Origin of the sequence: Micromonospora sp. NPDC018662 (genome assembly GCF_044391475.1) — a bacterium.
Classification (GTDB): domain Bacteria; phylum Actinomycetota; class Actinomycetes; order Mycobacteriales; family Micromonosporaceae; genus Micromonospora.
In genome coordinates, this window is record NZ_JBISAC010000004.1 from 486,677 (window position 1) to 512,298 (window position 25,622).

Annotated in this window: 26 protein-coding genes; 18 read left to right on the plus strand and 8 right to left on the minus strand. The window is 72.5% G+C overall.

Features of this window, described 5'->3' with window-relative positions; translation table 11 throughout:
- The first annotated feature begins 37 nt into the window (after positions 1–37).
- The gene (locus ACH495_RS15780) at positions 38–1,096 is read left to right on the plus strand and encodes an aldo/keto reductase (RefSeq protein ID WP_396858435.1); all 1,059 of its coding nucleotides are present in this window, start codon (positions 38–40) and stop codon (positions 1,094–1,096) included.
- A 92-nt stretch (positions 1,097–1,188) separates the two neighbouring features.
- Here the strand turns inward: ACH495_RS15780 and ACH495_RS15785 are convergent, their stop codons facing one another.
- The gene (locus tag ACH495_RS15785; protein WP_396858436.1) at positions 1,189–3,351 is read right to left on the minus strand and encodes an elongation factor G-like protein EF-G2; all 2,163 of its coding nucleotides are present in this window, start codon (positions 3,349–3,351) and stop codon (positions 1,189–1,191) included.
- A 252-nt stretch (positions 3,352–3,603) separates the two neighbouring features.
- Here ACH495_RS15785 and pgsA point away from each other — a divergent pair, with 252 nt between their 5' ends.
- The 7 genes from pgsA (at position 3,604) to ACH495_RS15820 (ending at position 9,527) form a co-directional block, all read left to right on the plus strand.
- Complete coding sequence (pgsA, locus tag ACH495_RS15790; RefSeq protein ID WP_396858437.1) at positions 3,604–4,224, plus strand: phosphatidylinositol phosphate synthase; 621 nt, start codon at positions 3,604–3,606, stop codon at positions 4,222–4,224.
- Positions 4,221–5,153, plus strand: a complete 933-nt coding sequence (locus ACH495_RS15795; protein WP_396858438.1) for a phosphatidylinositol mannoside acyltransferase — start codon at positions 4,221–4,223, stop codon at positions 5,151–5,153. Before pgsA ends, ACH495_RS15795 begins: the two co-directional genes overlap by 4 nt.
- An 8-nt stretch (positions 5,154–5,161) precedes the next feature.
- The gene (locus tag ACH495_RS15800; protein ID WP_396858439.1) at positions 5,162–6,322 is read left to right on the plus strand and encodes a glycosyltransferase family 4 protein; all 1,161 of its coding nucleotides are present in this window, start codon (positions 5,162–5,164) and stop codon (positions 6,320–6,322) included.
- Positions 6,323–6,404: 82 nt separating this feature from the next.
- Positions 6,405–6,908: a hypothetical protein gene (locus ACH495_RS15805; RefSeq protein ID WP_396858440.1), complete on the plus strand. Its 504-nt coding sequence runs from the start codon at positions 6,405–6,407 to the stop codon at positions 6,906–6,908.
- 133 nt (positions 6,909–7,041) lie between these two features.
- On the plus strand, positions 7,042–7,953 hold the full coding sequence (pdxS, locus tag ACH495_RS15810) for a pyridoxal 5'-phosphate synthase lyase subunit PdxS (protein ID WP_396858441.1): 912 nt from the start codon (positions 7,042–7,044) through the stop codon (positions 7,951–7,953).
- A gap of 112 nt (positions 7,954–8,065) precedes the next feature.
- Positions 8,066–8,671 (plus strand): pyridoxal 5'-phosphate synthase glutaminase subunit PdxT, encoded by a 606-nt coding sequence (gene pdxT / locus ACH495_RS15815; protein WP_396858442.1) that lies wholly within the window; start codon positions 8,066–8,068, stop codon positions 8,669–8,671.
- A 106-nt stretch (positions 8,672–8,777) separates the two neighbouring features.
- Positions 8,778–9,527, plus strand: a complete 750-nt coding sequence (locus ACH495_RS15820; RefSeq protein WP_343442214.1) for a YebC/PmpR family DNA-binding transcriptional regulator — start codon at positions 8,778–8,780, stop codon at positions 9,525–9,527.
- Between the two features lie 61 nt (positions 9,528–9,588).
- On the opposite strand, the gene ACH495_RS15825 is transcribed toward ACH495_RS15820, so the two are convergent.
- Genes ACH495_RS15825 through ACH495_RS15835 form a run of 3 tightly spaced genes read right to left on the minus strand, consistent with a single transcriptional unit; the run spans position 9,589 to position 10,204 of the window.
- A complete protein-coding gene (locus ACH495_RS15825) occupies positions 9,589–9,852 on the minus strand; it encodes a hypothetical protein (RefSeq protein WP_396858577.1) in 264 nt (87 codons plus the stop codon).
- Positions 9,849–10,022: a hypothetical protein gene (locus ACH495_RS15830; protein WP_396858443.1), complete on the minus strand. Its 174-nt coding sequence runs from the start codon at positions 10,020–10,022 to the stop codon at positions 9,849–9,851. Before ACH495_RS15830 ends, ACH495_RS15825 begins: the two co-directional genes overlap by 4 nt.
- Complete coding sequence (locus ACH495_RS15835; protein ID WP_396858444.1) at positions 10,022–10,204, minus strand: hypothetical protein; 183 nt, start codon at positions 10,202–10,204, stop codon at positions 10,022–10,024. The genes ACH495_RS15830 and ACH495_RS15835 overlap by 1 nt, the downstream gene beginning before the upstream one ends.
- Positions 10,205–10,371: 167 nt before the next feature.
- Here ACH495_RS15835 and ACH495_RS15840 point away from each other — a divergent pair, with 167 nt between their 5' ends.
- The 4 genes from ACH495_RS15840 to ACH495_RS15855 all read left to right on the plus strand — a co-directional run bounded on the left by ACH495_RS15840 (position 10,372) and on the right by ACH495_RS15855 (position 12,392).
- Positions 10,372–11,238, plus strand: a complete 867-nt coding sequence (locus ACH495_RS15840; protein ID WP_396858445.1) for a helix-turn-helix domain-containing protein — start codon at positions 10,372–10,374, stop codon at positions 11,236–11,238.
- The gene (locus tag ACH495_RS15845; RefSeq protein ID WP_396858578.1) at positions 11,234–11,428 is read left to right on the plus strand and encodes a DUF397 domain-containing protein; all 195 of its coding nucleotides are present in this window, start codon (positions 11,234–11,236) and stop codon (positions 11,426–11,428) included. Before ACH495_RS15840 ends, ACH495_RS15845 begins: the two co-directional genes overlap by 5 nt.
- Before the next feature lie 145 nt (positions 11,429–11,573).
- Positions 11,574–11,774: a DUF397 domain-containing protein gene (locus tag ACH495_RS15850; protein WP_396858446.1), complete on the plus strand. Its 201-nt coding sequence runs from the start codon at positions 11,574–11,576 to the stop codon at positions 11,772–11,774.
- Positions 11,775–11,831: 57 nt separating this feature from the next.
- A complete protein-coding gene (locus ACH495_RS15855; RefSeq protein ID WP_396858447.1) occupies positions 11,832–12,392 on the plus strand; it encodes a GNAT family N-acetyltransferase in 561 nt (186 codons plus the stop codon).
- A 61-nt stretch (positions 12,393–12,453) separates the two neighbouring features.
- On the opposite strand, the gene ACH495_RS15860 is transcribed toward ACH495_RS15855, so the two are convergent.
- Entirely contained in the window at positions 12,454–13,398 is a 945-nt protein-coding gene (locus ACH495_RS15860) for a permease prefix domain 1-containing protein (RefSeq protein ID WP_396858448.1), read from the minus strand.
- Positions 13,395–13,736, minus strand: coding sequence for a PadR family transcriptional regulator (locus ACH495_RS15865; protein WP_396858449.1), 342 nt, complete (start codon positions 13,734–13,736; stop codon positions 13,395–13,397). The genes ACH495_RS15860 and ACH495_RS15865 overlap by 4 nt, the downstream gene beginning before the upstream one ends.
- A 202-nt stretch (positions 13,737–13,938) precedes the next feature.
- Here ACH495_RS15865 and dnaE point away from each other — a divergent pair, with 202 nt between their 5' ends.
- From dnaE to ACH495_RS15890, 5 genes are all read left to right on the plus strand, one after another.
- Positions 13,939–17,472 carry a DNA polymerase III subunit alpha gene (gene dnaE / locus ACH495_RS15870; RefSeq protein ID WP_396858450.1) on the plus strand — a complete coding sequence of 1,178 codons (3,534 nt, stop codon included), beginning with the start codon at positions 13,939–13,941 and terminating at the stop codon, positions 17,470–17,472.
- 47 nt (positions 17,473–17,519) lie between these two features.
- The gene (locus ACH495_RS15875; protein ID WP_396858451.1) at positions 17,520–18,701 is read left to right on the plus strand and encodes a YncE family protein; all 1,182 of its coding nucleotides are present in this window, start codon (positions 17,520–17,522) and stop codon (positions 18,699–18,701) included.
- A gap of 126 nt (positions 18,702–18,827) precedes the next feature.
- Entirely contained in the window at positions 18,828–19,733 is a 906-nt protein-coding gene (locus ACH495_RS15880) for a hypothetical protein (RefSeq protein WP_396858452.1), read from the plus strand.
- Between the two features lie 21 nt (positions 19,734–19,754).
- Positions 19,755–21,146, plus strand: a complete 1,392-nt coding sequence (locus tag ACH495_RS15885; protein ID WP_396858453.1) for a cation:dicarboxylate symporter family transporter — start codon at positions 19,755–19,757, stop codon at positions 21,144–21,146.
- A gap of 299 nt (positions 21,147–21,445) precedes the next feature.
- Complete coding sequence (locus tag ACH495_RS15890) at positions 21,446–22,483, plus strand: aminotransferase class V-fold PLP-dependent enzyme (RefSeq protein ID WP_396858454.1); 1,038 nt, start codon at positions 21,446–21,448, stop codon at positions 22,481–22,483.
- A gap of 54 nt (positions 22,484–22,537) precedes the next feature.
- Here ACH495_RS15890 and ACH495_RS15895 read toward each other — a convergent pair whose 3' ends face one another.
- Positions 22,538–23,053 (minus strand): peptidoglycan-binding protein, encoded by a 516-nt coding sequence (locus tag ACH495_RS15895; RefSeq protein WP_396858455.1) that lies wholly within the window; start codon positions 23,051–23,053, stop codon positions 22,538–22,540.
- 90 nt (positions 23,054–23,143) lie between these two features.
- Positions 23,144–24,316 carry an acyl-CoA dehydrogenase family protein gene (locus ACH495_RS15900; protein WP_396858456.1) on the minus strand — a complete coding sequence of 391 codons (1,173 nt, stop codon included), beginning with the start codon at positions 24,314–24,316 and terminating at the stop codon, positions 23,144–23,146.
- Positions 24,317–24,439: 123 nt separating this feature from the next.
- On the opposite strand from ACH495_RS15900, the gene ACH495_RS15905 reads away from it, so the two are divergent.
- Complete coding sequence (locus ACH495_RS15905; RefSeq protein WP_396858457.1) at positions 24,440–25,516, plus strand: alcohol dehydrogenase catalytic domain-containing protein; 1,077 nt, start codon at positions 24,440–24,442, stop codon at positions 25,514–25,516.
- Positions 25,517–25,622 lie beyond the last annotated feature (106 nt).

A 25,622-nucleotide genomic window follows, 5' to 3' on the forward strand; every position in this document is an offset into this window, starting at 1 on the left:
CCGCCCGCGCGTGCCGGGAAGGTGACAGGATTCGGCGATGGCAGTCAGCACGCGGCCGCTCGGCCGCAGCGGCATCGAGGTGAGCGCGCTCGGCATGGGGTGCTGGGCGATCGGCGGCCCGTGGGCCGAGGGCGCGCGCCCGTTGGGCTGGGGCGCGGTCGACGACGACGAGTCGGTGCGGGCGGTCCGTCGTGCGCTCGACCTCGGGGTGACGCTCTTCGACACCGCCGACACGTACGGGGCCGGGCACGGCGAGCGGGTGCTCGGGCGGGCCCTCGCCGGCCGGCGCGACGAGGCGGTGATCGCCACCAAGTGGGGTTACACGTTCGACGAGCGCACCCGACAGGCCACCGGCGAGAACGCCTCGCCGCAGTACCTGCGCCGGGCGGTGGTCGACTCGCTGCGCCGCCTGGACACCGACCGGATCGACCTCTATCAGCTCCACCTCGGCGACCTGCCGCTGCCCCGGGCCGAGGCGCTCGTCGGCACGCTGGACGAGCTGGTCGCCGACGGCCTGATCCGGGCGTACGGGTGGAGCACCGACCGGGCCGACCGGGCCGGTGCCTTCGCCCAGGTCGCCCATGGCGCCGCCGCCGTGCAGCACGCGCTGTCGGTGCTGCGGGACGCCCCGGCCATGCTGGCCGCCTGCGACAAGCACGACCTGGCCAGCCTGGCCCGGGGGCCGCTCGGGATGGGGCTGCTCACCGGCAAGTACACGCCGGAGTCGACGCTGCCCCGGGACGACGTGCGCGGCCTCGGGCCGACCTGGCTGGAATGGTTCCGCAGCGGCCGGCCGGCCCCGGAGTGGCTGCGTCGGGTGGCCGCGGTCCGGGACGCGCTCACCGCCGACGGCCGTACGCTGGCGCAGGGCGCGCTCGGCTGGATCTGGACGCGCAGCGACCGGGCGGTGCCGATCCCCGGCGCCCGCACGGTCGCCCAGGTGGAGGAGAACGCCGCCGCGCTGGCCCGGGGCCCGCTCGCCCCGGACCACTTCGCCGAGGTCGAGCGCCAACTGGCGGCGGTCAGGTCGGCCGCCCGCCGCGACGCCGACCGCCCGCACTGGCCGATGCCCCCCATCCCCACCGTCCGCCCCTGACGCCGTCTCCATCCCGCACATTCACGGAAAGAGTGGCCATTCTCGGCGGGATGGCCACTCTTTCCGTGAAACAGCGCGCAGGACCGGGTGGGTCAGGGGTGGGGGGTGGACTCCTTGACGGCCTGGTCGGCCAGGTGTGGGGGCATGGGGTCGTGGCGGGCGAACTCGCGGCGGAACGTGCCGGTGCCGGCGGTCATCGCGCGCAGCTCGACCGCGTACCGCAGCAGTTCGGAGGCGGGCACCTCGGCACGCACCAGGGTCCGGCCCTCGGCGTCCGGGTCGGGCTCGGTGCCGAGGACCCGGCCGCGCCGGCCGGACAGGTCGCCCATGACCGCGCCGACCGAGGAGTCGGCCACCCGGACGACGATCTCGTCGACCGGTTCCAGCAGCGTCGGCCGGCCCTTCTCGGCGGCGTCCCGCAGCGCCAGCGCGCCAGCGGTCTGGAACGCGGCGTCGGACGAGTCGACGCTGTGCGCCTTGCCGTCGACGAGCGTCACCCGCAGGTCCACCACCGGGAAGCCGGCGACCAGGCCGCGTTCCATCTGCGCCCGGACGCCCTTCTCCACCGACGGGATGTAGTTGTGCGGGACCGCGCCGCCGACCACCCGGTCGACGAACTCGAAGCCGGCGCCCCGGGGCAGCGGCTCCACCTCGATGTCGCAGACCGCGTACTGGCCGTGGCCGCCGGACTGCTTGACGTGCCGGCCGTGCCCCCGGGAGGCCGCGGTGAACGTCTCCCGCAGCGCCACCCGGACCGGCTCGGTGTCCAGCTCGACGCCGCCGCCGCGCAGCCGGTCGAGCACCACGTCGGCGTGCGCCTCGCCCATGCACCAGAGCACCAGCTGATGGGTCTCCGGGTTGCGTTCCAGGCGCAGCGTCGGGTCGCCGGCGACCAGTCGGGACAGGTTGCGGGCCAGGGTGTCCTCGTCGGCCCGGCTGCGCGCCACGACCGCCACCGGCAGCAGCGGCTCGGGCATCTCCCAGGGCGCGATCAGCAGCGGGTCGTCCTTGGCCGAGATCGTGTCGCCGGTCTCCGCGCTGCCCGACTTGGTGATCGCGCAGACGTCACCGGCGACGCACGCCGGCACCTCGCGCAGCGTCGCGCCGAGCGGGCTGTAGACGTGCCCGACCCGCTCGTCGGCGTCGTGGTCGGGGTGGCCGCGTTCGGCCAGGCCGTGCCCGGCCACGTGGACCACCTGATCGGGGCGGAGCGTGCCGGAGAAGACCCGGACCAGCGAGACGCGGCCGACGTGCCGGTCCACCGTCGTCTTGACCACCTCGGCGACCAGCGGGCCGTCCGGGTCGCAGGTCAGCGGCGGGCGGGGCGAGCCGTCCAGGCCGGTGACCGCCGGCAGGTCGTGCTCCAGCGGCGACGGGAACGCCGAGACCAGGCCGTCGAGCAGCGCGTCCAGGCCGACGCCGGTCTCCGCGCAGACCGGCACCACCGGGTAGAAGTGGCCGCGGGCGACCGCCGTCTCCAGGTCGGCGATGAGCACCTCGCTGTCGATCTCCTCGCCGCCGAGGTAGCGGTCCATGAGGGTCTCGTCCTCGCTCTCCGCGATGATCCCCTCGATCAGCTCGTCGCGGGCCTCCTGGATGGCCGGCAGGTGCTGCGGGTCCGGCTCGCGCACCGCCGGCGGCAGCCCGCCGGAGTAGTCGAACACCCGGCGGGTGATCAGGCCCATCAGGCCGGCCACCGACTCGCCGTCGTCGCCCAGCATGGGCAGGTAGAGCGGGAGCACGTTGTCGCCGAAGACGCGCTGGCAGAGCGCCACCGCCTCGTCGAAGTCGGCGCGCGGATGGTCCAGCCGGGAGACCGCCACCGCGCGCGGCATGTCCACCGCGGCGCACTCCTCCCAGAGCGCGGCGGTCGCGGCGTCCATGCCGTCGACCGCGGAGACCACGAACAGCGCCGCGTCGGCGGCACGCAGCCCGGCGCGCAGCTCGCCGACGAAGTCGCCGTAGCCGGGCGTGTCCAGCAGGTTGACCTTGACGTCGCGGTGGGTCAGCGGGGCGCAGGCCAGGCTCACCGAGCGCTGCTGGCGTACGGCCGCCGGGTCGTGGTCGCAGACCGTGGTGCCCTCGGCGACGGCGCCGGCCCGGCTGATCGTGCCGCCGGCCGCGAGCAGCGCCTCGACCAGCGTGGTCTTGCCCGCCCCGGAGTGCCCGACGAGCACCACGTTGCGAACCCTGCCGGGCTCGGTCACCACCGGCACGCCGCCGGTGACACCCTTCTCCTGACTCTTCTGCGCCATCGCGGCGCACCTCCCTCAACCGGTGGTGGTGGCGACCGCCGCGGGCGACGGGGAAGCGGACCCGGACGGGTGCCGCGGCGATATCTTCCGGTGGACTCCTACGGGACGGGCACGCCGACCGGTGACCCGGTGACCTGGCTCACCTCCCAGGCTCGATCTCACACCCGCGCCGGTGCCGGCACAAGGCCCGCCGGGCGGGTCGCACGCCCGGCTGTGTCCCCGGCCCCGGCCGGCCGTTATCGTGGGACCGCCATGGCGAAGATCTTCCAAGTGACGGCCCGGGCGGGCATGACCCGCATCGTGGAGCCGATCGCGCGCGGGTTGCTCCGCGCGGGTGTGTCCCCCAACGCGGTCACCGTGACCGGCACCGTCGGCGTGCTCGTCGGCGCGTTCGGCTTCGGCGCGCGCGGCCACCTGGTCGCCGGCGCGCTGATCGTCACGGTCTTCGCCCTCACCGACCTGCTCGACGGCACGATGGCGCGGATGAGCGGCGGCTCCACCCGGTTCGGGGCGTTCCTCGACTCGAGCATGGACCGGGTCGCCGACAGCGCGGTGTTCGGCGCGGTCGCCTACTGGCTGGCCACCCAGCACCAATACTCCGGCGTGGCCGCCGCGCTGGTCTGCCTGGCCGCCGGCGGGCTGGTCTCCTACGTCAAGGCCCGCGCCGAGGGGCTCGGCATGACCTGCAACGTGGGCATCGCCGAGCGCACCGAGCGGCTGCTCATCGTGGGCGTCGGCGGCGTGCTCACCGGCCTCGGGCTGGATTGGGCGCTGGAGGTCGCGCTCTGGCTGCTCGCCGCCGTCTCGATCTTCACGGTGGGGCAGCGGATGGCGCACGTGTACCGGCAGGCGCAGCGGGTCGGCGCGGAGTGAACCTCACCGAGGCGGGCTTCGTCGCCGGCTGGCGCCTGGTTCGGGCGCTGCCCCGGCCCGTCGCGGCCGCGGCCTTCCGGGCGGGCGCCGACCGCGCCCACCGCAAGGGCGGCGGGGGTACGCGTCGACTGCGCGCCAACCTGCGCCGGGTGGTCGGCCCCGAGCTGCCCGAGGCGGAGCTGGACGCGCTGGTCCGCGCCGGCCTGCGTTCGTACGCCCGCTACTGGATGGAGGCGTTCCGGCTGCCCGGCCTGAGCCGGCCGGAGATCCTCGCCGGGTTCCGCCTGGACGGCGCGGAAAAGCTAGCCGCCGACGTGGCGGCCGGGCGCGGGGCCGTGGTGGCGCTGCCGCACGCCGGCAACTGGGACGCCGCCGGCGCCTGGGTGGCGGCCACCGGCTGGCCGATGACCACGGTGGCCGAGCGGCTCCCGGACGGCGTCTACGAGCGGTTCGTCGGGTTCCGGGAGGGGCTGGGGATGGAGATCCTGCCCAACCGCGGCGGCCCGCGTCCCGCGTTCGACGTGCTGGTGGACCGGCTGCGCGCCGGTTATGTGGTGCCCCTGCTCGCCGACCGGGACCTGTCCGCCCGGGGCGTGGAGGTGGACTTCTTCGGCGGCCGCACCCGGATGCCGGCCGGCCCGGCCCTGCTGGCCATCCGCACCGGCGCACCGCTCTACGTGGCCTCGATGTGGTACGAGCCGGACGCCGCCTGCGCCTCGATCGAGGGCCCGCTGGCGCTGCCGGCGGAGGACAGCGCCCCGCTGGACGCCCGGGTCAAGGTGGTGACCCAGCGGATAGCCGACGGACTGGCGGCGGGCATCGCCCGGCATCCGCAAGACTGGCACATGTTGCAGCGGATGTGGCTGGACCAGGGGCCGGGTGGGGCGCCGACGTCGGCGCAGCCGCCGGCCACCACCGGGACGGTCTAGGGGGCGCCATGCGGATCGGCATCGTCTGCCCGTACTCCTTCGACGTCCCGGGCGGCGTGCAGAACCACGTCATGGACCTGGCCGAGGCGCTGCTCGGGTCGGGTCACGAGGTGAGCGTGCTGGCCCCGGCCGACGACGACGCGGCGCTGCCGCCGTACGTGGTGTCGGCGGGGCGGGCGGTGCCGCTGCCGTACAACGGGTCGGTGGCGCGGATCGCGTTCGGGCCGGTCTCGACCGCCCGGGTGCGCCGCTGGATCAACCGGGGCGACTTCGACGTGCTGCACGTGCACGAGCCGCTCACCCCGAGCCTGTCGATGCTGGCGGTGCTCTGCGCCCGCGGGCCGGTGGTGGCGACGTTCCACACCGCGATGACCCGGTCCCGGGTGCTCTCCGCCGCGCAGGGCGTGCTGCAGATCCTCCTCGAACGGATCACCGCCCGGATCGCGGTGAGCGCGCTCGCCCGCAAGGTGCAGGTCGAGCACATGGACGGCGGCGCGGTGGAGATCCCGAACGGCGTGGCGGTGTCGAAGTTCGCCGGCGTCGAGCCGCTGCCCGGCTGGCCGGGGGAGTGCGCGCCGGGCACTGGCGGCACGCTCGGTTTCCTGGGCCGGTTCACCGAGCCGCGCAAGGGCTTCCCGATCCTGCGTGACGCGTTCGTGGCGCTCGCCCCGCACCGCCCTGGGCTGCGCCTGCTGGTGGCCGGGCCGGGAGACGCCGACGAGCTGTTCGGCCGGTTCCCGGCGGAGCTGCGGGACCGGGTGACGTTCCTCGGCCTGGTCTCCGAGCCGGACAAGGCACGCATGTTGCGCAGCGTGCACCTCTACGTCGCGCCGAACACCGGCGGGGAGTCCTTCGGGATGATCCTCACCGAGGCGCTGGCCGCCGGCACCACGGTCGTCGCCAGCGACCTGGACGCGTTCCGCCGGGTGCTGGACGGCGGGCGGGCCGGGCGGCTCTTCCCGACCGGGGACGCGGTCGCCCTGCGGGCCGCGCTGACCGGGCTGCTCGACGACGCCGGCCAGCGGGCCGCGCTGACCGCCTGGGGCGACCAGGCGGTGGCGAATTTCGACTGGCCCGTGGTTGCCCGCCGCGTTCTGGAGGTATACGCAGCCGCGATCGAGGCCACCGACGGTCGGGTCATGGACCAGGAGTGGGCGGGGCTGGGCTGACCACGGTGGCCGGTGGGGCCGCTGTGACGAGCGCGTCGACCGGTGCCCGCACCGGCCGGCCGGGATGAGGAGCAGCACTACGATGCCGGGCATGTGGTGGGTGGTGGGCGCGGCCGGAGTGCTCGGGCTGGTCTCGGCGTACCTGATCTGGACCGCCGGCCGGGTGCAACGGCTCCAGGTCCGCGCGGAGTCGGCGGCCCGCGCGCTGGACGCGCACCTGCTGCGCCGCGCGGCCGCCGCCGCGGTCCTGGCCGAGCAGCGGTACGGCGTGGAGCTGTACGCCGCCGCCCGGATCGCGCTGGACGCGGTCCCGGAGGAGCGGGAGGCCGCCGAGAACGACCTGACCCGCCAGTTGCGTGCGGTGCGGCTGGACCCGGACGACCCGGCCTGCGGCGCGGTGATCGCGGCGAGCCGGCGGCTGGCGCTGGCCCGGCAGGTGCACACCGACCTGGTCCGGGACGCCCGCTCGGCGCGGGGCCGTCCGGTGGTACGCCTGTTCCGGATGGGGCGGGGACGCGAGTGGCCCCGCTACTTCGACATCGACGACCCCACTGTGGTCCCGCGCGCGGACGTCACCACCGGCTGACCGCCGTGCCGGGGTCGTGACGGCGGACACATGGCAGGCCACCGGGGGTGCGATTGGCTGTCGGAGCGGCGTCGTGGCGGTCGTAGCATTTCCGCGCAGCCACCCCTGACCGCACGTCGAGGAGCGATGACCCGTGTCCGATTCCACCGCACCGACCACTGACACCACCGTCGGCACCGCCCGCGTCAAGCGGGGCATGGCCGAGATGCTCAAGGGCGGCGTGATCATGGATGTGGTCACCCCCGAGCAGGCGAAGATCGCCGAGGACGCCGGCGCGGTGGCCGTGATGGCGCTGGAGCGGGTGCCGGCGGACATCCGCGCCCAGGGCGGCGTGTCCCGGATGAGCGACCCGGACATGATCGACGGCATCATCTCCGCCGTCTCCATCCCGGTGATGGCCAAGGCACGGATCGGTCACTTCGTCGAGGCGCAGGTCCTCCAGGCGCTCGGTGTGGACTACGTCGACGAGTCCGAGGTGCTGACCCCGGCCGACTACGCCAACCACATCGACAAGTGGGCGTTCACGGTGCCGTTCGTGTGCGGCGCGACCAACCTGGGCGAGGCGCTGCGCCGGATCACCGAGGGCGCCGCCATGATCCGCTCGAAGGGCGAGGCGGGCACCGGGGACGTCTCCAACGCCACCACCCACATGCGGAAGATCCGGCAGGAGATCCGCCGGCTGGCGAACCTGCCGGCCGACGAGCTGTTCGTCGCGGCGAAGGAGCTCCAGGCCCCGTACGAGCTGGTCAAGGAGGTCGCCGAGCGGGGCAAGCTGCCGGTCGTGCTGTTCACCGCCGGCGGCATCGCCACCCCGGCGGACGCGGCCATGATGATGCAGCTCGGCGCCGAGGGTGTCTTCGTCGGCTCCGGCATCTTCAAGTCCGGCAACCCGGCCCAGCGGGCCGCCGCCATCGTCAAGGCGACCACGTTCCACGACGACCCGGACGTGCTGGCGAAGGTGTCCCGTGGCCTGGGCGAGGCGATGGTCGGCATCAACGTCGACGAGATCCCCGTCCCGCACCGCCTCGCCGACCGCGGCTGGTGAGCATGTAAGGCGGGGGCCCCGCTTAACGCATTCGGTAGAGGCGGGGGCCCCGCTTAACAAACCCCGTTAAGCGGGGCCCCCGCCTAACACCGCAGCCCGAGAGGAGCGATCGGTGACCGTACCCGTGATCGGGGTGTTGGCCCTTCAGGGCGACGTGCGTGAGCATGTCGCGGCGCTGGCCGGCGCGGGCGCCGACGCCCGGCCGGTCCGCCGGCCGGGCGAGCTGGACGCGGTCGACGGCCTGGTGGTGCCCGGCGGCGAGTCGACCACGATCAGCAAGCTGGTGGACATCTTCGAGATGCGCGAGCCGATCGACAAGCGGATCGCCGGCGGCATGCCGGTCTACGGCTCCTGCGCCGGCATGATCATGCTGGCCACCGAGGTGCTGGACGGCCGCCCGGACCAGCGCGGCTTCGCCGGCATCGAGATGACCGTGCGGCGCAACGCGTTCGGCCGTCAGGTCGACTCGTTCGAGGCGCCGGTGGCGATCACCGGGGTCGGCGGCGACGCGTTCCACGCGGTGTTCATCCGCGCGCCCTGGGTGGAGCGGGTCGGCGCGGGCGTGGAGGTGCTCGGCCGGGTCACCGACGGCCCGGCCGCCGACCGGATCGTCGCGGTCCGCCAGGGAAACCTGCTGGCCACCTCGTTCCACCCCGAGCTGACCGGTGACCTGCGCCTGCACCGCCTCTTCGTCGACCTGGTCCGCGCCGCCGCGTGACCGTGCGCCCGTGGGTGCCTCCCGGCCGTGGCCTCGGTAGGATTGCCGGGTTCGGCTCCGGCGTGGGCTGTCGACGCAAGGCGTGGATCACTAACGGAGGTATCAGATGTCCGGCCACTCAAAGTGGGCGACCACCAAGCACAAGAAGGCCGTGATCGACGCCAAGCGCGGCAAGATGTTCGCCAAGCTGATCAAGAATGTCGAGGTGGCGGCCCGCACCGGCGGCGGCGACCCGGCCGGCAACCCGACGCTCTTCGACGCCATCCAGAAGGCGAAGAAGAACTCCGTCCCGAACGACAACATCGACCGCGCGGTCAAGCGGGGCTCCGGCCTGGAGGCCGGCGGCGCCGACTGGCAGACGATCATGTACGAGGGCTACGGCCCGAACGGCGTGGCGATGCTGATCGAGTGCCTGACCGACAACCGCAACCGGGCCGCCACCGAGGTCCGCACCGCGCTGACCCGCAACGGCGGTTCGCTGGCCGACGCCGGCTCGGTGTCCTACATGTTCTCCCGCAAGGGCGTGGTGATCGTGCCGAAGGCCGGCACCTCCGAGGACGACGTGATGATGGCGGTCCTCGACGCCGGCGCCGAGGAGGTCAACGACCTCGACGAGGCGTTCGAGGTGATCTCCGAGCCGGGCGACCTGATCGCGGTGCGCACCGCGTTGCAGGACGCCGGCATCGAGTACGAGTCGGCCGAGTCCTCCCTGATCCCCAGCGTGAACGTGCCGCTGGACGAGGAGGGCGCCCGCAAGATCTTCAAGCTGATCGACGTGCTGGAGGACTGCGACGACGTGCAGAACGTCTACGCCAACTTCGACGTCTCCGACGAGGTCATGGCCGCGGTCGGCTGACCCCTTCTTGATCGACACCAGTTCGGCGTAGTGGCGGTATCCCAAGCCCGGGACACCGCCACTACGCCGTACTGGCGCGTCGCCGCGTCGGTTGGTGCGCTGGTGGGCTGGTCGGCGACAGTCGGCGCAGGCCCGCAGGCCGGACGAAGACCGTCCGGCGGGCGACGGCGTCGCCGGCGGCGTTCAGCTCGTAACCCTCCAGCCAGGCACACCCGTCGTACGTGGTCCAGTCCAGCGTCCTGATGACGCGGAACAGAATGGGCCGGACGAACTGGACCGAGGCCGCCCGGCTGATCTCCAGCAGTTCCCCGGCGCGCGGCGTCACCCGCGCTTCCGGTCCCGCCACGCCCGCAGCGTCTCCCCGGCCCGGGTGAGCCGTTCGCAACCGCCGTCCGGCCGGCACCGGGAGCACGCGTCCCGATGGTGCAGGTCGACGACGTAGCCGGCCATGAGGACGGCGAACGGCGGCTCGGGCAGCCGCTGCTCCGCCGCCATTACGACGCGCTCCGCGAGCGCCCGGCTCGTCCGTCCCGGGGCTGGGCGGTCGGACGGTCGTCCGTCGGCCCCTCCGGAACGTGCGTGCCGTAGGCGCCGCCCCGGTGCGCGTACGCCGGGCGCTGCACCACGTCGACGGGCTCATCCTGCCGCTGGAACCACTTCCACCGACCCATGTCCATCTCCTGTCTCCTACCGCTCCAGAGCGTCACGATCGGGGACTGTCGGTGGCTCCTGCAACACTCTCGGTGAGATGGTCACCGCAAGACGCGACTGACGGTTGTTGATGCGGAAGGCGTCTCACGGCAAGCCCGGTGAGGCGTCAGGATGAGACAGCGAGGACGGGCCGATGAACGAAGCAGGATCGACGGTGCCGAGGCGGGAACTGGGCCGCCTGCTGCGGCAGACCCGGGAGGAGGCAGGCATCGGGCTCGAGGCTGCCGCCGCCGAGCTTGAGTGGTCGCGCGCCAAGATGTACCGCATCGAGGCCGGGCAGACGCCCATGCGGGCGCTGGACGTCGACCAGATGTGCCGGCTCTACCAGGCCCCTCCGGACATGACGGAGGTTCTCGTCAGCCTCGCCCGGGAGTCCAAGAGCAAGGGGTGGTACCACGCCTACGGGGATGTGATCCCCCGCTGGTTCGAGCTGTACGTCGGCCTGGAGTCGGCGGCCAGCCGACTGCGCACCTACGAACACGCGCTGGTGCCGGGACTGCTGCAAACGCCCGAGTACGCGGCTCAGGTGGCCAGAACGCGGCCGAACGTCTCCGACGACGAGGCGGCAAAAGTGGTGGAGCTGCGCATCGAGCGTCAGCGGCTGCTCACCCGGAAGCGGCCGGCAGCGCCCGTGCTGGACGCGATCGTCGAGGAAGCGCTTCTCCACAAAAACGTGCCCGGGATGCGGGCGCAGATCGACAAACTCGTGCAGGCCAGCGACGCGCCCAACGTGTCCGTCCGCGTGCTCCCGCTCGGTGGCGCGATCACTCATATAGTGGTTTCCGGCGGTTTTGTCATCCTCGATTTCCCGACGAAGGGCGCGAGGTCGGCCGAGCCGACGACGGTCTACAACGAAGGTCTCTCGGGTGCGCTCTACCTCGACCGGACCGACGAGGTGCGGACGTACGCGGAAGTCTGGAAGGCGCTCGCCGCTCAGGCGTTGAGCGTTACGGAATCCCGGAAGCTGATGCAGGAGATCAAGGAGAGACACCGTGATTGATCTGACGGAAGCGACCTGGCGCACGAGCACCAGGAGCAGTGCCCAGGGCAATTGCGTCGAGGTCGCCGACAACCTCCCCGGTGTGGTCGCCGTTCGGGACAGCAAGGATCGGCAGGGCCCGGTCCTGGTCTTCACGCCGATGGCATGGTCCGCGTTCCTCGCCCTCACAGAAGGGCAGGAATTCCTCTGAATGCCACACGCGCGATCGAGGAGCATGCTGGCCGGCCCACGGCCCGCCGTCGGCTCTCGTCCTTGCGACGACGCGGGACGCTCCGCCCCGACCGCCTCGACAACCAGGAGCTTTCCATGCCACCGATGACGGAAGCGGCACTGACATGGACCTGACCAACGCCCGGTGGCGTACGTCCACGAAGTCCGGGACGAACGGCGGGAACTGCGTGGAGGTCGCCGACAACCTCCCCGGTGTGGTCGCCGTTCGGGACAGCAAGGATCAGCAGGGCCCGGTGCTGGCCTTCACCCCACGCTCCTGGCAGGCGTTCGTCTCGTACGCGAACGCCGGTCGCCTGCCCCACTGAGGTCTCGCCCGCCGAAACCGGGCTGACCGGGTCGCTGGCAGCCCGTAGCCTGCCGGGGTGCTCGTACCCGATCTGCCGCTGCGCACCGCGCGCCTGGTGCTGCGTGCCTTCACCGCCGACGACCTCGCCGTGGTCCGGGACTACCGGGGCCGTCCGGAGGTCACCCGGTTCCTCTACCACCAGCCGTACGACGACGCCGCCGCGCGGGCGGCGATCGACCGGATGGTCCGCCGGACCGCGCTGCGGGCGCCGGGCGACGTGCTCAACCTGGCCGTGACGCTGGCGGACACCGGCGTGTTCGTCGGTGACGTGCTGCTGAGCTGGACCAGCGCGGAGCACCGGCAGGGCGAGATCGGGTACGTGGCCCATCCCGACCACACCGGCCACGGCTACGTCACCGAGGCGGCCCGGGAACTGCTGCGGCTGGGCTTCGAGGGCCTGGGTCTGCACCGGATCGTCGGCCGGCTGGACGCCCGCAACACCGCCTCGGCCCGGGTGCTGGAACGGTTGGGCATGCGTCGCGAGGCGCACCTGCGGGAGAACGAGTTCGTCAAGGGCGAGTGGACCGACGAGACGGTCTACGCCCTGCTGGCCCGGGAGTGGCGGGCGGCGGGCTGACGGCCGGCGTACCCGACGGCCCGGCGCGCCCTCGACGGGCGGCGCCGGGCCGGCGGAGGTCTCAGCGGGCGGCGCGCCGCGCCTTGACCATGCTGTCGACCACGTCCCAGACCGCGATGACCACGGTGACCACGGCGGCGACGCGGGTCACGTCGTCCGCCCCGCCCTCGCGCAGCCAGGCGAACCGTTCGATCAGCTCCGGGTTGAGCAGCCGGTCGGTGAGCAGCAGCCAGACCACCGGGCCCGCGAACGCCAGGTTGAGCAGCGCGTTGACCGCCACCAGTGGCCAGGTCCAGCGGCCGGCTCGGTATTTCGCGACCTCCAGGCCGACGGTGGCGAGCAGCACCACGATCAAGGCGGGGAGCCAGAAGCTCCACAGTGCCGGGTCGAGCACCGGCAGTCGGGAGCCGTCGTCGGTGGACCAGCGCTGGAAGTGCTGCCCGACGAGGACCGCGACGGTGCCGAGCAGGAACACCACCGAGGCCACGCTGTCCGGCTGGCTGATCTGCCGGTCGCGGCTCTCCTCGGGGAGTTGGTCGACGGTCCACTCGGGCAGGCCGAGCGGCGCCCGGGTGCGCTCCAGGATGGCGAAGCTCAGCGTCACCCAGAACGCGACCTGCACCGCGGTCTGGAACGCGACCGAGATCGCCGCGCCGACGGCCCGGCCCGGCTCGTCGCCGACGGTGGCCGTGACGAGACCGGTGATCACGCCGACCGCCGCCGGGATCCAGGTGAGCAGGGTGCGCAGCAGCCGCCACCAGAGCAGGTAGTAGCGCGGGCCGATGAGCTGGAGCGTGCGGTCGCTGTAGCGGGCGGCGAGCTGCTCGGGGCGGCCCATCTCGGTGAGCACCTCGCGTTCGGCGGCGGCGTGGTCCTGCCCGCCGGCGGTCCGGTCGTCGATCATGTCGGCGATGGAGGCGCGCAGCTCCTCGGCCAGTTCGGCCCGGCGCGGCGCCGGCACGGTCCGCAGGGTGGCCGCGACGTAGCGGTCGGTCAGGGAACTCATCGTCCCGCTCCTTCGATCAGCTGGGTGACGGACGTCTGCACCGCGGCCAGGTCGTCGAGGAGGCGGCCCAGCACCGCCTCACCGTCGTCGCTGGTGCGGTAGAACTTGCGCGGCCGGCTCTCCTCGGTGTTCCACTCGCTGGTGAGCAGGCCCTGTTCCTCGAGCCGGCGCAGCAGCGGGTAGAGCGTGTTGGCGTCGACCGCGAAGCCGTGCGCGGCCAACCGTTGCAGCAGGGCGTAGCCGTAGTCGGGGCGGCGCAGGGCGACCAGGCTGGCCACCACGACCGTGCCGCGTCGCAGCTCCTGGAGATGGGTCCGGAGGACCTCGTCGCTGACCATGCGTCACACGATACTGTGTGCCACACACTATGGCAACCGAATACAGCATCGTGTGGCGTACGTGCCGGGCGTGCGTCCCGGGTCGTCGGAGAGACGGCCACCACCACCGCCCGCGTGGCCAATGGAGCCGCCGAGATCACCTCGGTAGGGTGGGTCGGTCGACTCCGACGCAGCTTGATCCACAACCCGGGGGGCGCCACGCATGGGCGATTCGTTCGCGCATCTGCACGTACACACCGAGTACTCGATGCTCGACGGTGCGGCCCGCCTCAAGGACCTGTTCGCCGAGGCGGCGCGGCTCGGCATGCCGGCCGTGGCGATCACCGACCACGGCAACATGCACGGCGCGAACGACTTCTACAAGCAGGCGATGGCCGCCGGCGTCAAGCCCATCCTCGGCGTCGAGGCGTACGTCGCGCCGGAGTCGCGCTTCCACAAGGCGCGGGTCAAGTGGGGGCGTCCCGAGCAGAAGAGCGACGACGTCTCCGGCAACGGCGCCATCACCCACATGACCATGTGGGCGGCGAACCGCACCGGCCTGCACAACATGTTCCGGCTCAACTCCCGCGCGTCGATGGAGGGCCACTACGTCAAGTGGCCCCGGATGGACATGGAGCTGATCGCCGAGCACGCCGAGGGGATCATGGCCACCACCGGCTGCCCGTCCGGCGCGGTGCAGACCCGGCTGCGACTCGGCCAGTTCGACGAGGCGCTCAAGGTCGCCGCCGCCTACCAGGACATCTTCGGTAAGGAGAACTACTTCCTGGAGATCATGGACCACGGCCTCGACATCGAGCGCCGGGTCCGCGACGGGCTCACCGAGATCGCCCACAAGCTCGACATCCCGCCGGTGGTCACCAACGACTCGCACTACACCCACGAGGCGCAGGCCGAGGCGCACGACGTGCTGCTCTGCGTGCAGACCGGCAGCAACGTCGCCGACCCCAACCGGTTCCGCTTCGAGGGCGGCGGCTACTTCGTCAAGTCCGCCGACCAGATGCGCGCGGTCGACTCGTCCGAGCTGTGGCAGCAGGGCTGCCGCAACACGCTGCTGGTGGCCGAGAAGGTCGACCCGACCGGCATGTTCACGTTCCACAACCTGATGCCGCGGTTCCCGGTCCCGGACGGCGAGACCGAGGAGTCCTGGTTCCGCAAGGAGACGTTCGCCGGGCTCAAGCGCCGCTTCCCGAACGGCATCCCGGAACGCCACGTCGTCCAGGCCGAGTACGAGCTGGGCGTCATCATCCAGATGGGCTTCCCGTCCTACTTCCTCGTGGTCGCCGACTTCATCCAGTGGGCGAAGAACCAGGGCATCGCGGTCGGCCCGGGTCGTGGCTCGGCGGCCGGCTCGCTCGTCGCGTACGCGTTGGGCATCACCGACCTCGACCCGATCCCGCACGGCCTGATCTTCGAGCGGTTCCTCAACCCGGAGCGCGTCTCGATGCCGGACGTCGACATCGACTTCGACGAGCGCCGACGCGGCGAGGTCATCAAGTACGTGACCGACAAGTGGGGCGAGGACAAGGTCGCGCAGATCGCCACGTTCGGCACGATCAAGGCGAAGGCCGCGATCAAGGACTCGGCCCGGGTGCTGGGCTTCCCGTACGCGGTCGGCGACCGGATCACCAAGGCCATGCCCCCGGCCGTGATGGGCAAGGACATCCCGCTCTCCGGCATCTTCGACCCGAAGCACCCGCGCTACGCCGAGGCGGGTGAGATCCGCGGCCTCTACGAGACCGACCCGGACGTCAAGAAGGTCATCGAGACCGCGAAGGGCATCGAGGGCCTGATCCGGCAGACCGGTGTGCACGCGGCCGGCGTCATCATGTCCGCCGAGCCGATCATCGAGCACATCCCGCTGATGCGACGCGACGCCGACGGCGTCATCATCACGCAGTTCGACTACCCGACGTGCGAGTCGCTCGGGCTGCTGAAGATGGACTTCCTCGGCCTGCGCAACCTGACCATCATCGACGACGCGGTCAAGAACATCCAGCTCAACCACGGCCGGGAGCTGGACCTGCTCGGCCTGCCGCTGGACGACAAACCGGCGTACGAGCTGCTCGCTCGCGGCGACACGCTCGGCGTGTTCCAGCTCGACGGCGGGCCGATGCGTTCGCTGCTGCGGCTGATGAAGCCGGACAACTTCGAGGACATCTCCGCCGTGCTGGCGCTCTACCGGCCCGGCCCGATGGGCGTGGACTCGCACACCAACTACGCGCTGCGCAAGAACGGCCTCCAGGAGATCACCCCGATCCACCCGGAGCTGGAGGAGCCGCTGCGCGAGATCCTCGCCCCCACCCACGGCCTGATCGTCTACCAGGAGCAGGTGCAGCGCGCCGCGCAGATCCTCGCCGGCTACACGCTCGGCCAGGCCGACCTGCTGCGCCGCGCGATGGGCAAGAAGAAGAAGGAGATCCTGGACAAGGAGTTCGTCCCGTTCCGGGACGGCTGCCGCGAGCGCGGCTACTCCGACGAGGCCATCCAGGCGGTGTGGGACGTCCTGGTCCCGTTCGCCGGCTACGCGTTCAACAAGGCCCACTCCGCCGCGTACGGTCTGGTGTCGTACTGGACCGCCTACCTGAAGGCGCACTACCCGGCGGAATACATGGCGGCGCTGCTCACCTCCGTCGGCGACGACAAGGACAAGATGGCGCTCTACCTGTCCGAGTGCCGCCGGATGCGGATCCAGGTCCTGCCGCCGGACGTGAACACCTCCGCCGGCCCGTTCACCCCGGTCGGCAAGGAGATCCGCTTCGGCCTCGGCGCGGTCCGCAACGTCGGCGCGAACGTGGTCGCCTCGATCATGCGGTGCCGCGAGGAGAAGGGCGAGTACGCCGACTTCTACGACTTCCTGTCCAAGGTCGACGCGGTGGCCTGCAACAAGAAGACCATCGAATCGCTGATCAAGGCCGGCGCGTTCGACTCGCTCGGCCACCCGCGCAAGGCCCTGCTGGCCGTGCACGCCGACGCCATCGACGCGTACGCCGACGTCAAGCGCAAGGAGGCGGTCGGCCAGTACGACCTGTTCGGCGCCGGCTTCGGCGACGCGGACGCCGGCGGCAGCACCACCGTCATGCCGGTCATCGCCGACAGCGAGTGGGACAAGCGCGACAAGCTCGCGTTCGAGCGCGAGATGCTCGGCCTGTACGTCTCCGACCACCCGCTGTTCGGCCTGGAACACGTGCTCGGCGCGGCGGCCGACACCACGATCGCCGCGCTCTCCGAGGAGGGCACCGTGCCCGACGGCGCGGTGGTCACGCTCGCCGGCATCCTCTCCGGCGTGCAGCGCCGGGTCACCAAGCAGGGCCGGGCCTGGGCGTCGGCCACGCTCGAGGACCTCGCCGGCGGCGTCGAGACGCTGTTCTTCCCCAACACCTACGAGGTGATCGGGCAGTACATCGCCGAGGACGCCATCGTGGTGGTCAAGGGCCGGGTGGACCGCCGCGACGACACCCCCCGGATCATGGCGATGGACATGTCCATGCCGGACGTCACCAGCAACCCGGCGAACAAGCCGGTCACGCTGACCATCCCGGTGCACCGCTGCACCCCGCCGCTGGTCGAGCGGCTCAAGGAGACGCTGGTGCTGCACCCCGGCGACACCGAGGTGCACGTCAAGCTGCTCAACGGCGGCAAGGTCACCACGCTGCGTCTCGGGCCGTTCCGGGTCGCCGCGACCACCGCGCTGATGGGCGACCTGAAGAGCGTCCTGGGCCCGGCCAACGTGAGCTGACCGGAGGGCCGGCATCTCGATGGGTATTTGTCCGTTATTGTGGGCTAATGTCCCGCCGTCAGTTGCTTGCCGCCGCGCCGGTCCTGTTCCTGTCGGCCGGGCTCGTCGCCTGCACCGACCGGGCACCCGATACTGAGGCGCTGACCAGCCCGTCCGCCGCCGCCTCGCCGGTGGGGACGTTCGGGCCGCTGGTGGCGGGCATGCCGACGTACCCGGCGGCCGGAAACGTGTACGCGGCGGCCGGCCCCGGCCAGCTCGCCGCCCAGGTCCGCGGCGATCGGGCGCTGGTCTACGTGCCGAACACCAAGAGCAACGACGTCTGGGTGATCGACCCCGCGACCTACCAGGTGGTGGACAAGTTCCCGGGCGGTCCCGAGCCGCAGCACGTGGTGCCCTCCTACGACCTGCGCACCCTCTACGTGGCATCCAGTCAGATCCCCCGGGGCGGCCTGGTCCCGATCGACGCGCGGACCGGCGAGCCGGGCTCGTTCCGGAAGCTCGAAGACGTCTACAACCTCTACTTCACGCCCGACGGCGAGCAGGCGATCGTGGTCGCCGAGGCGTACCAGCGGCTGGACTTCTACGACGTGAAGACCTGGCAGCGGGTGAGGTCGGTCCGCTTCCCCGAGTGCGGCGGCATCAACCACATGGACTACTCCGCCGACGGAAAGACAATGCTGTTCAGCTGCGAGTTCGCCAACCGGATGCTGGTGCTGGACACCGCCAGCCTCCGCAAGCTGCGCGACTTCCGGCTCACCGAGACGGCCGACGGTATGCCCCAGGACACCCGGCTCACCCCCGACGGCCAGCACTTCCTGGTCGCGGACATGCGCGCCAACGGCGTGTACGTCTTCGACGGCGGGGCCACCCGGCAGACCCGGTTCATCCGCACCGGCCGGGGCGCCCACGGCATCTACTTCAGCCGCGACGCGAAGCTCGCCTACGTCACCAACCGGGACGAGGGCAGCGTGACCGTACTCGATCTGGCCGGCCTGAAGACGAGGACGACCTGGCGGATCCCCGGCGGCGGCAGTCCGGACATGGGCGGCCTCTCCGCGGACGGCAAGCAACTCTGGCTCTCCGGGCGCTACCACGACGAGGTGTACGTGCTGAGCACGGAGACCGGCAAGCTGCTGGCCCGCATACCGGTCGGCCGGGGACCGCACGGCCTGACCATCTGGCCGCAGCCCGGCCGCTACTCGCTCGGGCACACCGGGAACCTCCGGTAGGGCTGCCCCGGTCCCGGTCGCGGCAGTCGGCTCACACCGGCCGGTACTCGACCTGAGGAGCGTGCTGGGCCCCGCCAACGTGAGCCGACCGTGCGGGGCGGGCCGTGATCGGGCAGCATCGGGAGGATGCCGAGCGCCGACCTGCTGCACGTACGTGACCTGGTGCCCGACGCGCTGGCCTGCCTGACGGAGTGCCGGTCCGTCCCCGCCGACCGCTGGCCGGACCGGTGGCGGTCCCGCTACCTCGCCCGGCACCCGGAGGTGTTCCGGGCGGTGGACCGCGACGGCGACTGGTCCGACCCGGCGACCGTGACCGCCGCCGTGGACGGCCTTCGCGACCGGGTCGCCGACCTGGCCGCACGCGCCGAGGCGGTACGCGATCTGCTGCCCGCCGGCGTCGCGGACGCGGCCGGCGCGCTGGGCTGGTCGGGCGAGGGCGGACCGGTCGAGTGCGTGGTGCTGGTCGGCCCGCACCGGGCCAACGGCTGGGTCGCCGACCTGGGCGGCCGGTACGCGCTCTTCCTCGCCGTGGAGATGCTGGGCCCGGAGGACGACGGTGGGCTGCTGGTGCGCCATGAAGTCGCGCACGTGGTGCACGACCGGCGGGCCGGCATCCGCGACTGGCCGTCGCACGGGGTGGCGAACCAGCTCTTCGCCGAAGGGTTGGCCACCCAGGTCACCGCGGAGGTCGACAGCGGCCGGCCGCTCGAGGCGTACCTCTGGTTCGGCCGGCCGGGCCATCGGGCCTGGCTGGACGAGTGCCGCCGCCGGTGGTCGGAGATCCTCGGGCGGGTCCGCGCCGACCTCGACGCCACCGACCCGGACCACCACGCCGCCTACTTCCTCATGCGGGACTCGTCGTTGCGTGGTGACCTGCCCCGGCGCTGCGGCTACCTGGTCGGGCTGGCGGCGGTGCGCCGACTTCGCCAGCGGCACGGCCTGCCGGAACTGGCCACGTGGCCACTGCCCCGGGTCCGGGCGGAGATGGCCGCCGCGCTCACGGACCTGCCCGCCCCTCGTGCGGTTCGCTGAGACCTGCCTCACAGTATGGACATGGACACCACCACCTCCGCGCCCGAGGACGCTCGGCCCGCCCGCCGCGACCGCACCCGGTACCTCTACCTGGCGGTCATCGTCGCCGTCGTCGCCGGCATCGTGGTCGGCCTCGTCGCCCCCGACGTCGGCAAGGCGCTGAAACCGCTGGGCACCGGCTTCGTCAACCTGATCAAGATGATGATCAGCCCGGTCATCTTCTGCACCATCGTGCTCGGCGTCGGTTCGGTCCGGCAGGCGGCCAAGGTCGGCAAGGTCGGTGGCCTTGCGCTCGGCTACTTCCTGGTCATGTCCACGGTGGCGCTGGCGATCGGCCTGGTGGTCGGCAACCTCATCCACCCCGGCTCCGGCCTCGACCTGGGCCCGGACGTGGCCGACGCCGGCCGGTCCGCGGCCGGTGAGGAGAGCGCCGGCACGGTCGACTTCCTGCTCGGGATCATCCCGACCACGCTGGTCTCCGCGCTGACCGAGGGCGAGGTGTTGCAGACGCTGCTGGTCGCGCTGCTGGTCGGCTTTGCGGTGCAGAGCCTGGGCAGTCGGGGCGAGCCGGTGCTGCGGGCGATCGGCGTGCTCCAGCGCCTGGTCTTCAAGGTGCTGGCGATGATCATGTGGCTGGCGCCGATCGGCGCGTTCGGGGCGATGGCGGCGGTGGTCGGCGCCACCGGCGTGGACGCCCTGAAGAGCCTGGCCCAGATCATGCTCGGCTTCTACGCCACCTGCCTGATCTTCGTGATCGTGGTGCTGGGCCTGCTGCTGCGCCTGATCGCCGGGATCTCGATCTTCTCGCTGCTGCGTTACCTGGGCCGGGAGTTCCTGCTGATCCTCTCCACCTCGTCGTCGGAGTCGGCGCTGCCCCGGCTGATCGCGAAGATGGAGCACGCCGGGGTCAGCCGGCCGGTGGTCGGCATCACCGTCCCCACCGGCTACTCGTTCAACCTCGACGGCACCGCGATCTACCTGACCATGGCCTCGCTCTTCGTGGCCGACGCGCTGGGCAAGCCGCTCGCGGTCGGGGAACAGATCTCGCTGCTGGTGTTCATGGTGATCGCGTCCAAGGGCGCGGCCGGGGTGACCGGCGCCGGGCTGGCCACGCTGGCCGGTGGTCTCCAGTCGCACCGGCCGGACCTGGTCGACGGCGTCGGCCTGATCGTCGGCATCGACCGGTTCATGTCCGAGGCCCGGGCGTTGACCAACTTCGCCGGCAATGCCGTGGCGACCGTGCTGGTCGGCACCTGGACCGGGGAGTTCGACCGGGACCAGGCCCGCGCCGTGCTGTCCGGCGACCGGCCGTTCGACGAGAGCAGCATGCTCGACGAGGACGACGACGAGCGCCCCGCCGAGACCGGGACCCCGCCCGGCGCCGACCGGCCCCTCGCCGGCTCCACCGCCTGACCCCGTCCCGTTCCGGCCGGTCCTGCGGCCCGGCTCGTGCCGCTCGCTCGGGATTGGTCCGGGCCGCTCGGCTCTGCCCGGCGTGGCGCGCTGCTGCTGCGTCTGAGCGGCTCAGTCTGGTCGGCTCGGCCTGCCACGACCAGCCTCGACGATCATGCACTTGGTGCCCGGGCGAAGCGGGCGAAACCGCGCGACACGGGGGCCGAAACCGCAAGATCGGCGAGTGAGGGTGGGCCACGGGCCACGGGGGTGGGATTGGCGGTGTCGGGTGGGCGGTGCGGGTGGTTAGCGTCGGTGGCATGGAGCTGGAGCAGGCACGGAAGTTGTGGCAACCGGAGCCGGGCTGGCTGAACACCGCCACCTACGGGCTGCCGCCCGATCCGGTGTGGACGGCGATGCAGCAGGTGCTCGCCGACTGGCGGACCGGGCGGGTGTCGTTCGAGGTGTGGGACGAGTCGGTCGGGCGTTCCCGGGCCGCGTTCGCCCGGCTGGTCGGCGTGGACGCGGCCGACGTGAGCATCGGCGCGGCCGTCTCCCAGTTGGCGGCGCCGATCGCGGCGGCGCTGCCGCCGGGCGCCACGGTGGTGGTGCCCGAGGTCGAGTTCACCTCGATCCTGTTCCCCTGGTTGGTGCAGGAGGAGCGCGGCGTGCGGGTGCGCACCGTCCCGCTCGACGGCCTGGTCGACGCCATCGACGCCGGGACCGACCTGGTGGCGTTCAGCCTGGTGCAGTCCGCCGACGGCACGGTCGCCCCGTACGACGAGATCGTCGCGGCGGCCCGGGCGCACGACGCGCTCGTGGTGGTCGACGCCACCCAGGCCTGCGGGTGGCTGCCGTTCGCGGCGGACCGGGCGGACGCGGTGCTGGTGGGGGCGTACAAGTGGTTGATGGCACCGCGCGGTGCGGCCTTCGCCTACCTGGCGCCGGCGCTGCGCGAGCGGATGCGTGCCGACGCCGCCGGTTGGTACGCCGGCCGCGACCCGAGCGCCTCGTTCTACGGCCTGCCGCTGCGGCTGGCCGACGACGCCCGCCGGTTCGACATCTCCCCGTCCTGGCTCTGCTACGCCGGCGCGGCCCCGGCGCTGGAGCTGCTCGCCGAACTCGACCCGGTGGCGGTGCGCGACCACGACGTGGCGCTGGCCAACCGGTTCCTGGCCGGGCTGGGGCGACCGCCCGGCGACAGCGCGATCGTCACCGTCGAGGTGCCGGACGCGCAGGAGAAGCTGGCCCGGGCCGGGGTGCGGGCGGCGGTGCGGGCCGGCCGGGTGCGCGCCTCGTTCCACCTCTACACCACCGAGGCGGACGTGGACCGGGCGGTCGAGGCGCTGACCGACTGACCAGGCGGGGCGGCCGGCGTGCCACTCCGGGCACGCCGGCCGTTCCTCCCAAGCTCAGGAGCAGATGTTCGCCGACGTGTAGGAGAGCAGCCGCCATTCGAGGCCGGGACCGAGGGTCATGTCCCACCGGCCGTCCGCTCGGCGCCCGAGGTGGAAGAGCCTGCTGCCGACGCCGTCGTAGTAGAACCACCCCTCGCCCTCCCAGACGCCGAGGCGGGTCGCCGCCCTGGTCAGCGTCTTGGAGCCGACGACGCCGTCGCTGACGAGACCTCGGTCGCTCTGCCACTGCTTGGTGGCGGCCGTCGTCGCCGGCCCGAACCGGCAGTCGACGTCGGAGCGGGCGAGATACCCGTCGGCCCACAGGATCATCTGCCACATGGCGACGACGTTGCTGTGCGAGCGCGTCGACGCGGAGACGGGACCCTCGTCCCCCCAGTCGTCGGTCCAGGTGCCGGAGCCCGCGATGTACCCCTGGCTGACGCTGGCCGACGCCGGTCCGGCCGACATCGCGAGAGTGCCGAACGTGACGACGGCCATCGCCGTCACGAGGGCTCTGGTTCGAGTGCGCATGAGCGTCCTTTCTGCCTGACGGTGGTTGTGCCGGAGACACGTGTCGCGAGCGTCTCCGGTTGCCCTCCGTCAGGGTCCGGACACTCTGACTCAGGTCAGGTGGCCGCCGATCTTTGTGTAGCCGCGCAGCAGGTCCCGCGCGATGATCAGCCGCTGCATCTCGTCGGTGCCCTCGAAGATCCGGTACAGGCGCACCTGCCGGTACCAGCGCTCGATCGGTAGCTCCCGGGTGTAGCCCATGCCGCCGTGGATCTGGAGCACCCGGTCCACCACCCGGTTGACCATGCCGGCGCCGTAGAGCTTGCCCATCGAGGAGGCATGCCGGGGGTCCAGCCCTTGGTCGACCGTCCAGGCCGAGCGCAGGATCAGCCAGCGGGCGGCCTCCAGCTCGGTCTCCGAGTCGGCGATCATCCACTGGATGGCCTGGTTGGTGGCGATCGGCGCGCCGAACGTCTCCCGCGTGTTGGCGTGGTCGATCGCCATCTGGAGGGCCCGCTCGGCGATGCCGACCGCGTGCGAGGGGATGGTGTAGCGGCCCTTGCCGATCCACTCCATGCCCAGCGTGAAGCCCTGCCCGATCTCGCCGAGGATGTTGCGGTGCGGCACCCGTACGCCGTCGAACACGAGCGCGGCGGGGCCGCCCTCGCCCATGGTCTGGATGAACTCCGACCGCCAGCCCATCGCGCGGTCGACCAGGAACGCGGTGGCGCCGCCGTGCCGGGCGCCCTTCTCCGGGTCGGTCACCGCCACCACGATGGCGAAGTCGGCGTCGTTGCCGTTGGTGATGAACGTCTTCTCGCCGTCGAGGATCCAGTCGTCGCCGTCGCGTCGGGCGCGCAGCTTGATGTTCGCCGCGTCCGAGCCGGCCCCCGGCTCGGTGATGGCGAAGCAGGAGATCCGGTCCCCGGCGATGGTGGGGAGCAGGAACTCCCGCTGCTGCTCCTCGGTGGCGTGGAACAGGATGTTGTCGGCCTCGCCGCCGAAGCGGAACGGCACGAAGCTGCGCCCCAGCTCGGTCCAGATCAGCGACTGCGTGACCGCCGGCAGCGCCATCCCGCCGTACTCCTCCGGGGTGGCCAGCCCCCAGAAACCGAACGTCTTCGCCTTGAGCTGGAGCTCGCGCAGCTCGGCGCGGTCCAGGCCGGGCCGGTGGGCGCGTTCGCGGCGTAGCAGCTCCGCCTCCAGCGGCATCACCTCGCGGGTGACGAACGCGCGGACGGTGTCCCGGATCGCGCGTTCCTCGTCGGACAGGGCGAAGTCCACGGTGCCTCCTCGGGTCGGCGTCGGGTCCCAAACTAGCGCTCGGGTAGCGTCCCCATTCCCACCGCTGGTCTCCGCCCGGAAGGACGTCATGGAGCTGTGCATCGAGCTGGCGGCGAGCCGGCGATGAGGGCGCTCGTGGTACGCGGCCAGGGCGAGACCCCGGCCGTCGAGGAGGTACGCCTGCCCGCGCCCGGCCCGGGGGAGCTGCGGGTCCGGATCCGCGCCGCCGGCCTCTGCCACTCCGACCTGGCCATGGTGAACGGCACGCTGACCCCCGGGTACCCGCTGGTGCTGGGGCACGAGGCGACCGGCGTGGTGGCCGAGGCCGGGCCGGGCACCACGCTGGCCGTGGGCACGCCGGTGGTGCTCAACTGGGCGCCCGCCTGCCGCGACTGCTGGCACTGCCGGCACGGCGAGCCCTGGCTCTGTGCCGCGAACAGTGCCCCCTCGGTGCCGCGCGGCGAGACCGCCGCCGGGGAGCCGGTGCAGGTCACGCTCGGCCTCGGCGCGCTCGCCGAGGAGGTGGTGGTGCCGGAACGGGCGGCTGTGCCGGTGCCGGCCGGGCTGCCGCCGGCCCAGGCGGCGCTGCTGGGGTGCGCGGTGCTCACCGGCACCGGCGCGGTCCGCAACACCGCAGGGGTCACCGCCGGCGAGTCGGTCGCGGTGATCGGGCTGGGCGGCGTCGGGCTGGCCGTGCTCACCGCCGCCCGCCGGGCCGGCGCGTCGCCGATCCTCGCCGTCGACGTGGTGGCGGCCAAGCGGGAGCTGGCGCTGGCCGCCGGCGCCACCGACTTCCTGCGCTCCGACGACACGCTCGGCAAGCAGATCCGGGCCCGTACCGACGGGCGCGGCGTGGACCACGCGTTCGAGTGCGTGGGCCGGGCCGCCACCATCCGCGCCGCCTGGCGGGCGACCCGGCGCGGGGGAGCGGTCACCGTGGTCGGCATGGGCGGCCGGGACGACCTGCTCAGCCTCTCCGCGCTGGACATCTTCCACTCGGCGCGCACGTTGCGCTCCTCGGTCTACGGCTCGACCGACCCGGATCGGGAGGTGCCGGAGCTGGCCGCCGCGCTCGCCGCCGGCGACCTCGACCTGGCGCCGCTGGTCAGCGGCACGGTGTCGCTGGACGAGGCGCCCGCCGCGCTGGACCGGCTGGCCCGCGGCGAGGGCGCCCGCTGGGTGGTCACGTTCCCGGACTGAGCCCGGCCTCGACCAGCACCGCGACGCCGTCGAGCAGCCGCCGCAGGCCGACGTCGAGTTACGCCACCAGGCGGTGAGCCCGCCGCCCGGTCGCCGGGCACGGTGC

What these genes read in the sequence shown, in the direction of transcription:
- ACH495_RS15875 (WP_396858451.1), top strand. Translation starts at nt 17,520, where the DNA reads ATGTCCCGCCGTCAGTTGCTTGCCGCCGCGCCGGTCCTGTTCCTGTCG.
- ACH495_RS15780 (WP_396858435.1), top strand. Translation starts at nt 38, where the DNA reads ATGGCAGTCAGCACGCGGCCGCTCGGCCGCAGCGGCATCGAGGTGAGC.
- pgsA (WP_396858437.1), top strand. Translation starts at nt 3,604, where the DNA reads ATGGCGAAGATCTTCCAAGTGACGGCCCGGGCGGGCATGACCCGCATC.
- ACH495_RS15850 (WP_396858446.1), top strand. Translation starts at nt 11,574, where the DNA reads ATGGACCTGACCAACGCCCGGTGGCGTACGTCCACGAAGTCCGGGACG.
- ACH495_RS15880 (WP_396858452.1), top strand. Translation starts at nt 18,828, where the DNA reads ATGCCGAGCGCCGACCTGCTGCACGTACGTGACCTGGTGCCCGACGCG.
- ACH495_RS15830 (WP_396858443.1), bottom strand. Translation starts at nt 10,022, where the DNA reads ATGGCGGCGGAGCAGCGGCTGCCCGAGCCGCCGTTCGCCGTCCTCATG.
- ACH495_RS15865 (WP_396858449.1), bottom strand. Translation starts at nt 13,736, where the DNA reads ATGGTCAGCGACGAGGTCCTCCGGACCCATCTCCAGGAGCTGCGACGC.
- ACH495_RS15820 (WP_343442214.1), top strand. Translation starts at nt 8,778, where the DNA reads ATGTCCGGCCACTCAAAGTGGGCGACCACCAAGCACAAGAAGGCCGTG.
- ACH495_RS15890 (WP_396858454.1), top strand. Translation starts at nt 21,446, where the DNA reads ATGGAGCTGGAGCAGGCACGGAAGTTGTGGCAACCGGAGCCGGGCTGG.
- ACH495_RS15905 (WP_396858457.1), top strand. Translation starts at nt 24,440, where the DNA reads ATGAGGGCGCTCGTGGTACGCGGCCAGGGCGAGACCCCGGCCGTCGAG.
- ACH495_RS15800 (WP_396858439.1), top strand. Translation starts at nt 5,162, where the DNA reads ATGCGGATCGGCATCGTCTGCCCGTACTCCTTCGACGTCCCGGGCGGC.
- ACH495_RS15785 (WP_396858436.1), bottom strand. Translation starts at nt 3,351, where the DNA reads ATGGCGCAGAAGAGTCAGGAGAAGGGTGTCACCGGCGGCGTGCCGGTG.
- dnaE (WP_396858450.1), top strand. Translation starts at nt 13,939, where the DNA reads ATGGGCGATTCGTTCGCGCATCTGCACGTACACACCGAGTACTCGATG.
- ACH495_RS15860 (WP_396858448.1), bottom strand. Translation starts at nt 13,398, where the DNA reads ATGAGTTCCCTGACCGACCGCTACGTCGCGGCCACCCTGCGGACCGTG.
- ACH495_RS15805 (WP_396858440.1), top strand. Translation starts at nt 6,405, where the DNA reads ATGCCGGGCATGTGGTGGGTGGTGGGCGCGGCCGGAGTGCTCGGGCTG.
- ACH495_RS15840 (WP_396858445.1), top strand. Translation starts at nt 10,372, where the DNA reads ATGAACGAAGCAGGATCGACGGTGCCGAGGCGGGAACTGGGCCGCCTG.
- ACH495_RS15895 (WP_396858455.1), bottom strand. Translation starts at nt 23,053, where the DNA reads ATGCGCACTCGAACCAGAGCCCTCGTGACGGCGATGGCCGTCGTCACG.
- ACH495_RS15885 (WP_396858453.1), top strand. Translation starts at nt 19,755, where the DNA reads ATGGACACCACCACCTCCGCGCCCGAGGACGCTCGGCCCGCCCGCCGC.
- ACH495_RS15835 (WP_396858444.1), bottom strand. Translation starts at nt 10,204, where the DNA reads ATGGACATGGGTCGGTGGAAGTGGTTCCAGCGGCAGGATGAGCCCGTC.